A 13,206-nucleotide genomic window follows, 5' to 3' on the forward strand; every position below is an offset into this window, starting at 1 on the left:
CGCAAGAACCGCGCTGGTCTGACGGTTTGTGCCCGTAACAGTGGCCGACTATTCACGCCATCAGCTTAGGCCAGACGGCTGCATTCCGGCGGGCGAATGCCCCGAGATGCCCAACGTCCTCAAGCCCGAAGTCACCCGGATTCAATTCGTGCCTTTGCGCTGCGGGGCCATAGACATCGGCCAGACGCCAGACACATTTCGGAGGAATCACCTGATCGTCGGTAAAGGCAAACATCTCCACCTGAGCGTCCGAACGGCCCCAATCCGCTGCTGGCAGGCCCTGTCCCGCTTCGGGCAGATAGCTTTGCCGCGAGGTGCACCATTTCCGCCACTGCCAATAGACCAGCGGCGGCAAATCCGCGCCAAACCCGATCATCCGCCCGGGAAGATACCCCATCAAGCGAACCAGCAGAGGCGCGTGGCCAAACCAGAACAGCCGCGCCAGTCCCTGATAGGGCCATGGGTGATCACTGTGATGCACCAGACCCGAGCAGACGCAGATCATCCGGTCGATCTCTTCAATACCGGGTTGCACCGGCCCAAGCATCCCGCCAACGGAATGACCTATGACCCACAGTTTCGCGTTAGGGAACCTGCGCCGCATCTCAGTTCGTGCAGCTGGCATATCGATCAGGGCCCAGTCTGCCATGGTCACTGTGGACGCCTTTAGTGGGCCTGTCTGCGAATGGCCGAAATCACGATAGTCATAGGTCAGGCAGGCCATTCCCTTTTCCGCTGCCAGCCATCGGGCAAAATGCTTGTAATAATCCCTGGGTACACCCGTCGCGCCGTTAAGAACGACCACCACTGAAGGTTCAGATGCCGGTGAATACAGGCGGGCCGAAAGTTCCGCGCCGCCCGATGGAAACCTGAAATCTTCGACTGCTACCGAGTTCTGGCTGTCCAACATCACACACCCCGCCAATCACTGGACCAATCGGTCCATTCAATTCGTTCTGGACCAATCGGTCTAATCTCGTCAATATGCAATTCAAATGACCGAACGTCCGCTTCCGACCAAAGACCGCCTGATCCGCACCGCTGCCGAGCTGTTCCAGCGTTCGGGTTATCATGGCGTTGGTCTGTCTGAATTGCTTATGGCTGCGAATGCGCCCAAGGGTTCGCTTTATCATCACTTTCCGAACGGTAAATCCGATCTGGCGCTTGCTGCCGCGACATGGGCGTCGGATGGCATGCTGCGCCTGATCGCAGCCTCGTTTGAGCCCGCCGGGAACTTTCGAGAAGGTGTTGAGACCCTGTGCCACAAGATCGCGAAACTTTTCGATAAGTCAGGGCATTGGGACACCTGCCCCATCTCGGCAACGCTGTTCGAAGGGCCCGAGAACACCGAATTTCGCGAGCACGCCTATCATCTGTACGAAGGCTGGATGACCGAAGTGAAAGACCACGCAAGGCGCCTGAACGTACCAGACCCCGACCTTCAGGCAGATGCACTGTTCATCCTGCTGCAGGGCGGATGGCAACTGGCGCGCGCCCGGCAGAATTCGGACGTACTGCGCGGACTTCCAAAGATGATGCGGTTCGACGAATTCCGTTGACCCGGGCGCTTCCGTGCGGGTAGCACTTGCGTGATGGTTTCCGTGCCGAATCTTCGGACGGGATGAAAAGGGAACACGGTGCGGTTCAATTGAACCAATGCCGCGACTGCCCCCGCAACTGTAGGCGGAGAGCAATGCCGAAATGCCACTGGCCGAATGGCCGGGAAGGTCGGCAAAGCAATGACCCGCAAGTCAGGAGACCTGCCATCGAAACTGTAACTCGAATTCGGGCGGGGTGTCCGTAATGGGTTTGACGCACAGCGCCGTCTTTCCCCTGATCAACGCCCCATCCGTCGCGCGGAGGGCGCATCATGATTTTGAAAACCGAGACACACGTGCTTTCAGCCACGGTCTGCCAACGTACCGGCGAACCCTGCCCGGCGTTGTTGCACATGGCAAACACTCTTACCAAGGCCGTCACACAGGCTCGCCGGGCAACTTCGGACGGCTTCGAGATCGAGGGTAACATTGAACTTGCACATTGCCCTGGCGGCTGTACGGCGCGGTTTCACGCAAATGGAAGCCGGATTCGCGTGTACTGCGATGTGGATGAAGCAACCGAAACCGCTCAGCTGGACCGCTATGCGGATGTCCTGTTGAATCCGGCCTCAACATCCCTGCCGTCCGGTTGGATCACCAATCCACCCTGCGCGATTCTAGAGGCGACGCCTCGAGCAGCCAACGCCGCCACCTGTGGTCCGACCCACGCTTCGGCTTAAGTCACCGCAAGTTACTGTCAGTGCTGCGCGTGCGCCTGCGCGGGCTTTGTGGCCCAGTCCAACTGCCCTTCGGTCTCGACCGCGCAAGGGCGCACGGCACGCAGGCGGCTCAGCGCCTTTGCGGGTGTTTCGCCGCACTCTACCATCAACCGCAGGGCAACCATGCCCGAGCGGCCGCACCCGCCTTTGCAATGCACCAGCACACGTCCACCACCCGACAACGCCTGCCGGGCAGAGGCGCTAGCATCACGCCATCGCGCGCGAATTTCGGCAGGCGGCGCTCCGAAATCCTCGACTGGCAGATGCACCCAGCGGCTGGCGCGGCTTTGAATGTCGGTGCCAAAATGCCGCGCGCCCTCCTGAATCATCTCAACCTCGGTGGTCATCGAGATCACAAGGCCTGGTTGCCAGTCGGCAATCGTGTTCAAATCTTCGGAATATCTTCCGCCACGTCCCGGCAGCGGGGAAATGGCCAGCGTTCCGCCGCCGACCTGCAAGGCGTATATCACCAGTTCAGACATTTAACTCCCCCCAAACAGACCCTGTCAGTCATGGCCGTCCGGTTACCCACAGCTGTAATTTACCCCGCATCGGGCATTATCCAAATTAATTTCGCAACGACCTGCTGTGGACGCGGGCGGCGGGGGGCTCTACGCTGCGGCTTCAGTACGAATCCGCCAGAGCAGACATGACCGACACCGCATCCACGGCCTATCAGGTCCTTGCCCGAAAATACCGCCCCGAAACCTTTGCCGATCTTGTCGGTCAGGACGCGATGGTGCGGACACTGAAAAATGCCTTCGAAGCCGATCGGATTGCGCAGGCTTTTATCATGACCGGTATTCGGGGCACCGGCAAAACCACCACCGCACGGATCATTGCCAAGGGCATGAACTGCATCGGCCCGGATGGTGAAGGCGGTCCAACGACGGAACCCTGTGGCAAGTGTGAACATTGCACGGCCATCATGGAAGGCCGCCATGTTGATGTCATGGAAATGGATGCGGCCAGCCGCACCGGCGTCAACGATATTCGCGAGATCATCGACTCGGTCCGCTACCGCGCCGCCAGCGCGCGCTATAAAATCTACATCATCGACGAAGTGCACATGCTGTCGACCAGCGCCTTCAACGCGCTGCTCAAAACGCTGGAGGAACCACCCGAGCATGTAAAGTTCATCTTCGCCACCACCGAGATTCGCAAGGTTCCGGTGACGGTTCTGTCCCGCTGCCAGCGCTTTGATCTGCGCAGGATCGAGCCTGAGGACATGCTTGGCCTGTTGCGCAGAATCGCTAGCGCCGAAAGCGCGGAAATCGCCGAAGACGCACTGGCCCTGATCACCCGCGCCGCGGAAGGTTCCGCCCGTGACGCGACATCGCTGCTGGATCAGGCGATTTCTCATGGGGCGGGGGAAACCTCGGCCGATCAGGTACGCGCGATGCTGGGGCTGGCGGACAGAGGGCGCGTACTGGATCTGACTGACATGATCCTGCGCGGCGACGCGGCGGGGGCACTGACCGAACTGGGCGCGCAATATGCCGAAGGGGCCGACCCGCTGGCGGTATTGCGCGATCTGGCCGAAATCACCCATTGGATATCGGTGGTCAAAATCACGCCGGACGCCGCCGAGGACCCGACCGTTTCACCGGACGAACGCGCCCGCGGCCAGCAGATGGCGCAGGCCCTGCCGATGCGCGTGCTGACCCGGATGTGGCAAATGCTGTTGAAGGCGCTGGAAGAAGTAGCCGCCGCACCTAACGCCATGATGGCGGCGGAAATGGCGGTTATCCGCCTGACGCATGTGGCCGACCTGCCCAGCCCCGAGGAACTGATCCGGCGTCTTCAGGACACGCCTCCTCCGCCTCCGGGCGGCCCGGGCGGTGGCGTCCCGGTAAACGGCAACAGTTCTGCCGTCACAAATGCGGGTGTCGTTGCCGCACCTGCCCATGTGCCGCCACCGCGTGGAAGCGGAGGTGCACCGACAGCCGCTCTGGCGCAGGAACTGCAGGCGGCCCTGGCGCGTTATCCGACCTTTGAGCATGTGGTCGAACTGATCCGCTCGAACCGCGACGTAAAGCTGCTGGTTGAGGTGGAAAGCGGTGTGCGACTGGTATCATACCAACCGGGCCGGATCGAATTCACGCCAACCGAACAGGCCCCGACGGATCTGGCGCAACGGTTGGGTTCATCCCTGCAGCGCTGGACGGGGAACAGATGGGCGGTGTCCGTCGCCTCGAACGGCGACGCGCCGACGATTGCCGAATTGCGCGACGCCGCAGAACTCGCCCTGAGGGCCGAAGCCGGAGAACATCCGATGGTACAGGCCGTGCTGGCGCAGTTCCCCAAGGCACGCATCACCAAGATTCAGACCGTTGAGCAACTGGCCGCCAAGGTCGAGACCGAAGCCCTACCCGAGGTCGAGGATGAGTGGGATCCATTCGAAGAAGACTGACGCGTCTTGCACACATCTGCAGCGATGTCGCAAACCGGCTTGAAACCCGGGCCTGCGCCTCTCACTCTGACCAAAACCCTGCGAGTTTGAGTGACATGAGAACAACCCCGCTGCATCAAAGGTTTGGACTGACCATTCACGACGTGGATTTGCGCGAGGTGACGGAAAGCCACCTCTATCCCGAAATCCGGGCAGCGTTCGAGGCGCATTCCCTACTGCTGTTCCCCGGCCAGTCGATCTCCGATTCGGATCACACGCGCCTTGGCGCATTGTTTGGCCCACTGGAAAATCGCGAAGCCATGGCCGCCGGGCGGGATCTGGAGTTTCAGGTCTCGGAACTATCCAACCAGACTGACAAAGGAATGCGAGCCCGGGACGATCTGCGGCTTCTGGATCTGCAGGCCAACATGTTGTGGCACACCGACAGCACATTTCTGCCGATCCCTGCATTGATCAACATTCTGACGGCGCATGTCGTACCGCCAAGCGGCGGCGAAACCCAGATCGCCTCAACGCGTGCGGCATGGGCCGATATGCCGGACCATCTGAAAGATGCCTTGCGCGATGCCATAATCTGGCACAGGCTTTCACATTCCCGGTCGAAGATCTCGGCCGACCTTGCCGCTTTGCCGCGCATGACCCGCTGGCCCGACCGGCCATGGCGCGCGATCTGGACAAATCCGGTGACCAGGGAAGAAGCGCTGTTTATCGCCTCGCACGCCTTTGCCATAGAAGGCATGGGTCATTCCGAAAGCCAGCAAACCCTTGAAGAGGCAATCGAATTCTGCACGCGCCCTGAATATGTTTATTCTCATGAGTGGAAGGTCGGCGACGTTCTGATCTGGGATGAACGCGCAACACTGCATCGGGGTCGCCCGTGGGATTATGATCATCCCCGCGTTTTACGCTCGATCTGCTGCTCGGTGACCGAAGCGGATGGTCTGAATTCCGTGCGCGTCATCTGAGCCACCCTGCCCCTTGTGCCGCGCACTGACCCCCCGTATCTAGGCGTCAAACCGGCATACAGGAGAAAACCAATGCTCAAAGGACTCGGCGGATTGGGCGATATGGCCAAGATGATGAAATCCGCACAGGAACTGCAGACCAAGATGACCGAGATGCAGGAAGAGCTGAACAACATCGTGGTCACAGGCGAATCTGGCGCGGGCCTTGTCAAGGCAACCGCATCCGCCAAAGGCGATTTGAAGGGCCTCGATATTGATCCGTCGATCTTCAATGGCGACGACAAGGAAGTGGTCGAGGACCTGATCCTTGCCGCCATCAAGGACGCGCAGGTCAAGGCGGCCGAGCGTTCGCAGGAAGAAATGGCAAAACTCACTGAAAGCATGGGTCTGCCGAAAGACATCAAGCTGCCGTTCTGATACACCCTCCTGACGGATCAATGGCCGGGCATCGGTGCCCGGCCCATTTGCAGGAGAACGCGTGGTGAGTTCGAACAGCGATATCGACAACCTGATCGACCTGATGGCCAAGCTGCCGGGCCTCGGGCCGCGCTCGGCCCGCCGCGCGGTATTGCACCTGATCCGCAAACGCGCCCTGCTGCTGACACCTCTGTCTGACGCGATGCAGCAGGTGGCCGCCACCGCCCGCGAATGCCTGAACTGCGGCAATGTAGGCACCACCGATATCTGCGATATCTGCGACAACGAAGTCCGCGCTACCGGAGAGTTGTGCGTGGTCGAGGATGTGGCCGACCTCTGGGCGATGGAGCGCGCAGGGGTATTCAAAGGCCGCTATCACGTTCTGGGCGGCACGCTGTCGGCGCTGGACGGGGTCGGCCCGGACGAATTGCGCATTCCGCGCCTCAAGGATCGGGTGACGGCCGAGGGGATATCCGAGGTCATTCTGGCGCTGAACGCCACCGTCGACGGCCAGACCACGGCCCACTACATCGCGGATCAGCTGGAGGGACAGGTGCGCCTGACCTCACTGGCGCAAGGTGTGCCGATTGGCGGAGAGCTGGATTACCTGGATGACGGGACAATTACGGCAGCGCTGCGGGCGCGGAAGGAAATTTAGACTAGTAGCACTTTTCAGCTCCAGTTGACCGAATTTTACCGGAACACATCAAATTCTCACAGGTATTCTCTTGAACAAATACCCCGATCTTTTTGTCCTGAGGCACGGTGAAACCGAGTGGAATAAGCTGGGTAAATTCCAGGGCCGCAAGGATTCTCCTCTGACCGAAACCGGCAAGTCTCAGGCGGTGAGGCAGTACGAGATCCTCAACCGCGTTCCAAACGCGCCTTCACGTGTTTTCGTCAGCCCGCAGGAGCGGGCTCAACACACGGCGAGGCTGGCAATTGCGCCTCATTTGGTAGCAAAATCCGACAATCGGTTGATGGAGATAGCCTTTGGCCAATGGGAAGGTGCCACAAGAGATTTCATCCGAACCCAGATCGAATCCCCGTACGAAAGTCATCATTGGTTTTTTCAAAGTCCTGGCGGTGAAAGCTTTGAGGACATTGCCATAAGAGTCCGATCCTTTCTGGACGAGCAGGACGCACCGGCAATTGTAGTAACACATGGTGTTACCTCACTGGTGCTCAGGGGTATCTGGTTAGGGCTGGATTTGGATCAGCTTCTTCAGCTGCCAAGGACCCAGGGGTGCATTTTTCACCTCTCCCAAAACTCCGAAACCATCCTGATGTGACCCGGCTGTCAGCAATTGGGGCAGAATTTGACTGCATTAGCCGCACCTGCTTTCTGACAAGCCTCTATGGCTGGCCGCCATACTGCGCTAAAGAATGATAAACTCAGCGTTTTTTTGGGAGCTTTTCGATGACCCGCCTTCTCGCCCTTGCCTTTGCCGCCTTCACCGCAACTGCCGCTATGTCTCAGGAACTGATCGACAAGGGCTTTGTCGAAGGCTGGAACATCATGATGGACCCCAGCCTTGGCAACGGGTGCCTGATCCAGACGGTTTATCAGGACCTCTCGGTTGTTCGCCTGGGTTATGACGCGCTGGGCAATCGTGGGTATTTTACCGTCTACAACAAGGCTTGGGGTGATATCGAACCGGGGCAGAGCTATCCGATCCGGTTCGAACTGGACGGCAAGAGCTTTGATGCCACGGCGATCGGGTTCAGACAGGACCGTGTGCCGGGAGGAACGGTGTTTTTCACCGACCGGAATTTCGTCAATGCCATTGCGAAGAACAAGACCATGACCGTCTATAACCCATCAGGTGAGCGGGTGATGGCGATTGACCTAAAAGGGACCGCCAAGGCACTGGAATACGCACGGGATTGCCAGAACAAGAAGCTCTAGCGAATCGGATCGAACAGGGCGTCCTTGGCGGTGCAGTCACGGATCACATCCCGACCGCAGGGCACGGGATCAAGATCACGGGACAGGCACAGGCGGACCTCTTCGATGTATCCATCCCGGCAGGTCACCGTGACCATGTCTCTTTCCAGACCCGGATTGGCTTTCAGAAACGCCTCCTCAACCACCGAGGCGGGCAGCTTGACGGATGCGTCCAGCTTGCGGAACACCTTGGGGCGCTCGACTCGGTCGTAGGCCTGCCGTGAAAGGGCGAAATAGTCGGGCGCGGAAAGGCCGGAACAAGTGCCGTGTTTTTTCCACTGATGCCAGGCCAGACCGGAACTGCCCTGAATATCTTCCATTTCACGGGTCATGCCGCGCGATGGGGGTGCCTCAGTGGTCCGGCAGAAAGCTGGCCAGCCCTGATGGTACTGCGGCCAGAGCCCGTGCAGAATCCACCCGTGGTCATGCCGCGCGTCGCATTGGTCCGACCCGCGCGCATCGCCTTCGCGCGCGCACCAGTTGGGCGACCAACTGAGAGACAGGACATAGTAGTCGAATTCGCCCGCCTTTTCGCCATCCGCCAGCACCGCCATCGCACTGAACATCCACAAAACCGGCCCCAGAACCACCCAGCGCATTCGCCTCTTCCCTTCTTGCCCATGCGCGACTATATACAGCCCAAGTTCCCCGACAACGGAAACCTGCCCCAACACCACGGGGCCGCCGAATTCCGGCGACGGGACAGATGTATTTATAGGAGACGGGCTGATGGCAAAACCGCTTATGGCCAAGGCAACAGCCGTATGGCTGGTGGACAACACCACGATCAGCTTCAAGCAGATCGCGGATTTCGTGGGGATGCACGAGCTTGAGGTGCAGGGCATCGCAGACGGAGATGTTGCGGCTGGCGTCAAAGGTTTCGACCCGATTGCCAACAACCAACTGACGCAGGACGAGATCGACACGGCGCAGGGCAACCCACTGCACAAGCTGAAGCTCAAGTTCAACCCCGCCGCTACCGGCGAGGAAAAACGCCGTGGCCCGCGTTATACACCGCTGTCCAAGCGTCAGGACCGTCCGAACTCGATCCTGTGGCTGGTCAAGTTTCACCCGGAACTCAGCGATGGCCAAATCGCCAAACTGGTGGGCACCACCAAACCCACGATCCAGTCGATCCGCGAACGCACACACTGGAACATCGCCAACATGCAGCCGATCGATCCGGTCGCTCTGGGCCTCTGCAAACAGTCGGAACTGGATGCTGTGGTCCAAAAGGCCGCTGCCAAGAAAGCAGCCGAAGGCGGCGTGATGAGCGATGATGAGCGCCGCAAGCTGGTCTCGACCGAACAGTCGCTGGAAATGGACGCCGCACCGAAAATTCCGACGGCAATCGAAGGTCTGGAAACATTCTCGTTGTCCGATGATGGCGAAGATGAGAAAGACAGCGATCCGATCATCGACGCGGACAGCTTCTTCAACCTGCCCAAAGGCGGCGGCGACGACGAAGACGAGGATGGCGAAACCCGTCCCTGACCCGAATTGGCCCCGGCCTGATCAGGCCGGGGTTTTCTGTATCTGCAGGATGCAATGCTGAACGTTCTTTCAACTGTCTTTGGCCCCCACCGGGCCGTCTCGATCTATGTTTTTTTTCAGACCAAGGGGTTGGCCGTTCTGGGCGTTGTAGCCCTGTTCGCCATTCTGACCGGCCTGCTTTTGTTCAGCGGCGATGGCAGGCACGAGCATGACTCGTTCATGACTGTGCCCGTTCTGTCCGCCACGCCGATCAACGGAGACCTGAACAACGGCGTCATCGCATCGGTACGTTTGCCGGACGGGTCTGCCGCATCGATCACATCAACCGAGGCCGAGGTTTCGACAACCGTGGGAACGACTGCCTGCATAGAGAAACGGGTTTTTGTCGAAAGCGGTGACGCGCGATACCGTTTTAAACTTCCGCGATATTGCGAGGCCGGATAACGGAATACCCGTTGCCAGGTGGAGTGCCGCCCGCCCCTTTATAACGGGCGGCACTCTTATCAGATCAGCTGGAACAATGCCCCCGCCGCAATTGCCCCACTGATACCAAGCCCAAGATATGTCGCGAATACGCGCGGCTTGACCAGAGACCAGACTGCCGCCATCGCAGGGATCGAGCTGACAGCGCCCGCCACCATAAAGGCCATCGCGGCGCCTGCAGTCATGCCCTGTTCCATCAGCCCTGCCAGAAGCGGCGGCGCTACATAAGAATTCAGGTAAGCAGGCATCCCGACCAGAGCGGCGACAATGATGGGGAAAAGACCTTCACCGCCGACTGCTCCCGCGATCAGATCCGCAGGGACATAGCTGACCAGCAAGGCCTCCAGAACATAGGCGAAGGCCAACCATTTCAGCAGGAACAGGCCGTTATGCACGAATTCGGTGCGGAACTTGCTGCGGCGCTCGGCCTCTTCCCAAAACCGCCAATGTGGCTTTTCCTCCTTGCTGGGGCCGCAGCCGCAGCAGCCAGCGGGCTTGTATTCCCGCAACGGTTCAGCAAACGCGCCCTGTTTCATCAACAGTTTCACGGCAAAGCCCCCAAACAGTCCCAACGCAATAGCGGCAACAGCCTTGCCAATCGCGAAAGGCCAGCCCAGTGCCCCTGCCGTAATCAAAAGGGTCGGCGGGTCGATCAAAGGGGAGCTCAGCCAGAATGCCATCACAGCAGACAGCGGGGCGCCCAACGCCAGCAAACCGGCAATGAACGGAATGACCTCGCAGGAGCAGAACGGGGCAAGCCCGCCAAAGAGCGCGGCCAGATAGATCATCCGCGTCTCGCGCCCGACAAAAGCGCGCGCGACCATCACCTCGGCACCTGTCGCCTTGAGATAGGCGAGCAACAGAACCGCAAACAGAATATACTGCCCGGTATGGGCCAACGCCTTGCCCGCGAAGGTCACGACCGTGGTCCAGTTTCCGGGATCAAGCACGGCGACGGCCGCCAGAATGGCAACAATCAGCGCCCAGGGTGTCTTGGCCCATTCCAGCGCGCTTTTGGCAACTGGTCTGGGATTTTGCGTCAGTTCAGCCATTGTTGGCGGCCTTTCTCTCTTCGTCGGCGCAACATTCGCTCAGAATGAATTGCGCAAGTTTTTTAAGTTCATCAAACCGTGCCCGGTTGATCGTGGTGCGTCCGGCCTTTTCCTGTTCAACCACTCCACCGGCCGCCAGAAACCTGAGGTGATGCGCCAGTGTCGACGGCGCGATGCCCGTCCGGTTCTGGATTTCACCCACGGTCAGACCCGCCTCACCGGCGCGGACCAGTGTCTTGAGCACCTGAAGCCGGGCTTCGGATCCCATTGCAGAAAAACCCGCGGCTGCTGTTTCCCACATTGCTTATCTCCATTAAACTAGATTTCTAGTTATTTGGTTTAGAATCGTGTGGAAGTCAACCAAATTTTCTCAGCTGAGGGATCGTTTCGAATGTAAGTCCAGATTGTGCGCACCTTAAGTCCACGTTAAGGTGCCTGAATGGGGATCGCAGTCGACACATTCTTTCTGAAACCTGACGGGCAAGGCACACTGCAGGCGCAAATCCAGCAGATGATCGCCGAAGGCATCCTGTCAGGACGATTCCATGTGGGGGAAAAGCTGCCGTCATCCCGGAAACTGGCCGGTCATCTGGGGGTCAGCCGAATCACCGTCACGCTGGCCTATACCGAGCTTCTGGCCAATGATTACCTCGTCTCTCGGGGACGATCCGGCTACTATGTTTCTGAAAATGCACCTGTTCCACCAACCTATGCACCCATGCAGCGCGGTGAGGAAACCGTGGATTGGGGCAAGGCGCTGGCGCGGCGATTCTCGGGCGGCGACGTTCTGCCAAAGCCGATGGACTGGCGCGACTATCGCTATCCTTTCATCTACGGACAGGCCGATCGGACCCTGTTTGACCATGCCAATTGGCGCCTGTGCGCGGTGCGCGCCCTGGGGCACAAGGATTTCGCCTCGTTGACTGGCGATTATGTCGATGCGGATGATCCTTTGCTGGTCGAGTTCATCGCGCGTCACACTCTGCCACGACGGGGAATCGCTGCCCGACCCGAAGAAATACTGATCACGCTTGGGGCACAGAACGCCCTCTGGCTAGCTTCGCGGGTGTTGCTGAACCGCAGCCGCAAGGCAGCGATCGAAGACCCCTGCTATTACGCCCTGCGCGAGTTGCTGCTGCGATCGGAATGCAAACTCGCACCACTGCGTGTCGATATGGACGGTTTGCCACCGCAAGCCATTCCCGACGACACAGATGTGATCTTTACCACGCCCAGCCATCAATGCCCGACAACAGCCACCATGCCGCTTGAGCGTCGGCACGAGCTTTTGCAACGCGCCCGTGAAATCGACGCCATGATTGTCGAAGATGATTACGAATTTGAGATGGCTTTTCTTGGCGCACCTTCCCCGGCGCTCAAGTCTCTGGACCGCGATGGCCGGGTCATCTACGTCGGCAGTTTTTCGAAATCCCTGTTTCCCGGTCTGCGCCTTGGATACATGGTCGGATCGGAACGTTTCATCCGCGAAGCGCGGGCCTTGCGCTCTCTGGTCCTGCGCCATCCGCCCGGCCACGTGCAGCGTACGGCTGCCTATTTTCTGTCTCTCGGGCATTACGACGCGCAGATCAGGCGAATGTCCAAAGCCCTGCAAGAACGTCGAATAGCGATTGAGGACGCGATTGAGGACGCGGGCCTGACAGCTGCCGGGCGCGGTGTTCACGGCGGGTCGTCAATCTGGATGAAAGCGCCGGATCATGTGAACACGACAACGCTGTCGCGCACACTGCAGAAACAGAGCGTGCATATCGAACCCGGAGAGCCGTTCTTTTTCGGGGCGGACCGTCCGCGAAACTATTTCCGGCTGGGGTATTCCTCGATCACCCCGGATCGGATTCGGCCGGGGATTGACCTCATCGCTTCGGCAATCCAATCCGCATAGGTCTTTACTGGACATACCCGGCCATTCAGTCTGGCCCTAACCTACTGCCACCCCTTCCGCCTATTCCAGATTCAACGCCCGGGCATCCGCCTTGGCAATCATCATTGCTGCTTGGAGTACACCCCGATGAAGATGACGACGGAAGAGGCCTTTGTTAAGGTACTGCAGATGCATGGTATTGAGCATGCGTTTGGGATTATTGGCTCGGCGATGATGC

Annotated in this window: 16 protein-coding genes and 1 riboswitch; of the genes, 11 read left to right on the forward strand and 5 right to left on the reverse strand. The window is 59.2% G+C overall.

Features of this window, described 5'->3' with window-relative positions; translation table 11 throughout:
* Window positions 1–52 precede the first annotated feature (52 nt).
* Window positions 53–910, reverse strand: a complete 858-nt coding sequence (locus ACR0NA_RS21095) for an alpha/beta hydrolase family protein (RefSeq protein WP_480732446.1) — start codon at window positions 908–910, stop codon at window positions 53–55.
* Window positions 911–995: 85 nt separating this feature from the next.
* Between ACR0NA_RS21095 and ACR0NA_RS21100 the strand changes: the two genes are divergently transcribed.
* Both ACR0NA_RS21100 and ACR0NA_RS21105 read left to right on the forward strand, forming a co-directional pair.
* Complete coding sequence (locus ACR0NA_RS21100) at window positions 996–1,559, forward strand: TetR/AcrR family transcriptional regulator (protein ID WP_480453155.1); 564 nt, start codon at window positions 996–998, stop codon at window positions 1,557–1,559.
* A 17-nt stretch (window positions 1,560–1,576) separates the two neighbouring features.
* Window positions 1,577–1,782, forward strand: a riboswitch (cobalamin riboswitch).
* An 88-nt stretch (window positions 1,783–1,870) separates the two neighbouring features.
* Window positions 1,871–2,278 carry a hypothetical protein gene (locus ACR0NA_RS21105; protein WP_480732449.1) on the forward strand — a complete coding sequence of 136 codons (408 nt, stop codon included), beginning with the start codon at window positions 1,871–1,873 and terminating at the stop codon, window positions 2,276–2,278.
* Window positions 2,279–2,295: 17 nt separating this feature from the next.
* Here ACR0NA_RS21105 and ACR0NA_RS21110 read toward each other — a convergent pair whose 3' ends face one another.
* Window positions 2,296–2,799 carry a protein-tyrosine phosphatase family protein gene (locus ACR0NA_RS21110; protein ID WP_480732451.1) on the reverse strand — a complete coding sequence of 168 codons (504 nt, stop codon included), beginning with the start codon at window positions 2,797–2,799 and terminating at the stop codon, window positions 2,296–2,298.
* Between the two features lie 167 nt (window positions 2,800–2,966).
* Here ACR0NA_RS21110 and ACR0NA_RS21115 point away from each other — a divergent pair, with 167 nt between their 5' ends.
* The 6 genes from ACR0NA_RS21115 (at window position 2,967) to ACR0NA_RS21140 (ending at window position 8,021) form a co-directional block, all read left to right on the forward strand.
* Window positions 2,967–4,730: a DNA polymerase III subunit gamma/tau gene (locus ACR0NA_RS21115; protein WP_480732453.1), complete on the forward strand. Its 1,764-nt coding sequence runs from the start codon at window positions 2,967–2,969 to the stop codon at window positions 4,728–4,730.
* Between the two features lie 95 nt (window positions 4,731–4,825).
* Window positions 4,826–5,695 carry a TauD/TfdA dioxygenase family protein gene (locus tag ACR0NA_RS21120; RefSeq protein WP_480732456.1) on the forward strand — a complete coding sequence of 290 codons (870 nt, stop codon included), beginning with the start codon at window positions 4,826–4,828 and terminating at the stop codon, window positions 5,693–5,695.
* Between the two features lie 72 nt (window positions 5,696–5,767).
* Window positions 5,768–6,112 (forward strand): YbaB/EbfC family nucleoid-associated protein, encoded by a 345-nt coding sequence (locus tag ACR0NA_RS21125; protein WP_170657202.1) that lies wholly within the window; start codon window positions 5,768–5,770, stop codon window positions 6,110–6,112.
* Window positions 6,113–6,176: 64 nt separating this feature from the next.
* The gene (gene recR, locus ACR0NA_RS21130; protein ID WP_480732459.1) at window positions 6,177–6,770 is read left to right on the forward strand and encodes a recombination mediator RecR; all 594 of its coding nucleotides are present in this window, start codon (window positions 6,177–6,179) and stop codon (window positions 6,768–6,770) included.
* A 70-nt stretch (window positions 6,771–6,840) separates the two neighbouring features.
* Entirely contained in the window at window positions 6,841–7,404 is a 564-nt protein-coding gene (locus ACR0NA_RS21135; protein WP_480732461.1) for a histidine phosphatase family protein, read from the forward strand.
* Window positions 7,405–7,532: 128 nt separating this feature from the next.
* Window positions 7,533–8,021 carry a hypothetical protein gene (locus tag ACR0NA_RS21140; RefSeq protein WP_480732463.1) on the forward strand — a complete coding sequence of 163 codons (489 nt, stop codon included), beginning with the start codon at window positions 7,533–7,535 and terminating at the stop codon, window positions 8,019–8,021.
* Here the strand turns inward: ACR0NA_RS21140 and ACR0NA_RS21145 are convergent.
* Window positions 8,018–8,659: a ribonuclease T2 family protein gene (locus ACR0NA_RS21145; protein ID WP_480732465.1), complete on the reverse strand. Its 642-nt coding sequence runs from the start codon at window positions 8,657–8,659 to the stop codon at window positions 8,018–8,020. The two genes, ACR0NA_RS21140 and ACR0NA_RS21145, sit on opposite strands and share 4 nt — an antisense overlap.
* Window positions 8,660–8,789: 130 nt before the next feature.
* On the opposite strand from ACR0NA_RS21145, the gene ACR0NA_RS21150 reads away from it, so the two are divergent.
* Both ACR0NA_RS21150 and ACR0NA_RS21155 read left to right on the forward strand, forming a co-directional pair.
* A complete protein-coding gene (locus ACR0NA_RS21150) occupies window positions 8,790–9,554 on the forward strand; it encodes a DUF1013 domain-containing protein (RefSeq protein ID WP_480732467.1) in 765 nt (254 codons plus the stop codon).
* Window positions 9,555–9,608: 54 nt separating this feature from the next.
* On the forward strand, window positions 9,609–9,998 hold the full coding sequence (locus ACR0NA_RS21155; protein ID WP_480732469.1) for a hypothetical protein: 390 nt from the start codon (window positions 9,609–9,611) through the stop codon (window positions 9,996–9,998).
* 59 nt (window positions 9,999–10,057) lie between these two features.
* Here the strand turns inward: ACR0NA_RS21155 and ACR0NA_RS21160 are convergent, their stop codons facing one another.
* Both ACR0NA_RS21160 and ACR0NA_RS21165 read right to left on the reverse strand, forming a co-directional pair.
* Window positions 10,058–11,089, reverse strand: coding sequence for a permease (locus ACR0NA_RS21160; RefSeq protein WP_480732471.1), 1,032 nt, complete (start codon window positions 11,087–11,089; stop codon window positions 10,058–10,060).
* Complete coding sequence (locus tag ACR0NA_RS21165) at window positions 11,082–11,390, reverse strand: metalloregulator ArsR/SmtB family transcription factor (RefSeq protein ID WP_170657218.1); 309 nt, start codon at window positions 11,388–11,390, stop codon at window positions 11,082–11,084. Before ACR0NA_RS21165 ends, ACR0NA_RS21160 begins: the two co-directional genes overlap by 8 nt.
* Before the next feature lie 138 nt (window positions 11,391–11,528).
* Between ACR0NA_RS21165 and pdxR the strand changes: the two genes are divergently transcribed.
* On the forward strand, window positions 11,529–12,989 hold the full coding sequence (gene pdxR, locus ACR0NA_RS21170) for a MocR-like pyridoxine biosynthesis transcription factor PdxR (protein WP_480732473.1): 1,461 nt from the start codon (window positions 11,529–11,531) through the stop codon (window positions 12,987–12,989).
* Window positions 12,990–13,206: the final 217 nt, after the last annotated feature.

The organism is Ruegeria sp. C11 (assembly GCF_056537725.1).

Excerpts from the sequence above, each read along its gene's own strand:
- ACR0NA_RS21105 (WP_480732449.1), top strand. The coding sequence starts at position 1,871 with ATGATTTTGAAAACCGAGACACACGTGCTTTCAGCCACGGTCTGCCAA.
- ACR0NA_RS21125 (WP_170657202.1), top strand. The coding sequence starts at position 5,768 with ATGCTCAAAGGACTCGGCGGATTGGGCGATATGGCCAAGATGATGAAA.
- ACR0NA_RS21140 (WP_480732463.1), top strand. The coding sequence starts at position 7,533 with ATGACCCGCCTTCTCGCCCTTGCCTTTGCCGCCTTCACCGCAACTGCC.
- ACR0NA_RS21120 (WP_480732456.1), top strand. The coding sequence starts at position 4,826 with ATGAGAACAACCCCGCTGCATCAAAGGTTTGGACTGACCATTCACGAC.
- ACR0NA_RS21165 (WP_170657218.1), bottom strand. The coding sequence starts at position 11,390 with ATGTGGGAAACAGCAGCCGCGGGTTTTTCTGCAATGGGATCCGAAGCC.
- ACR0NA_RS21100 (WP_480453155.1), top strand. The coding sequence starts at position 996 with ATGACCGAACGTCCGCTTCCGACCAAAGACCGCCTGATCCGCACCGCT.
- ACR0NA_RS21160 (WP_480732471.1), bottom strand. The coding sequence starts at position 11,089 with ATGGCTGAACTGACGCAAAATCCCAGACCAGTTGCCAAAAGCGCGCTG.
- pdxR (WP_480732473.1), top strand. The coding sequence starts at position 11,529 with ATGGGGATCGCAGTCGACACATTCTTTCTGAAACCTGACGGGCAAGGC.
- ACR0NA_RS21095 (WP_480732446.1), bottom strand. The coding sequence starts at position 910 with ATGTTGGACAGCCAGAACTCGGTAGCAGTCGAAGATTTCAGGTTTCCA.
- ACR0NA_RS21145 (WP_480732465.1), bottom strand. The coding sequence starts at position 8,659 with ATGCGCTGGGTGGTTCTGGGGCCGGTTTTGTGGATGTTCAGTGCGATG.
- ACR0NA_RS21110 (WP_480732451.1), bottom strand. The coding sequence starts at position 2,799 with ATGTCTGAACTGGTGATATACGCCTTGCAGGTCGGCGGCGGAACGCTG.
- ACR0NA_RS21115 (WP_480732453.1), top strand. The coding sequence starts at position 2,967 with ATGACCGACACCGCATCCACGGCCTATCAGGTCCTTGCCCGAAAATAC.
- ACR0NA_RS21150 (WP_480732467.1), top strand. The coding sequence starts at position 8,790 with ATGGCAAAACCGCTTATGGCCAAGGCAACAGCCGTATGGCTGGTGGAC.
- ACR0NA_RS21155 (WP_480732469.1), top strand. The coding sequence starts at position 9,609 with ATGCTGAACGTTCTTTCAACTGTCTTTGGCCCCCACCGGGCCGTCTCG.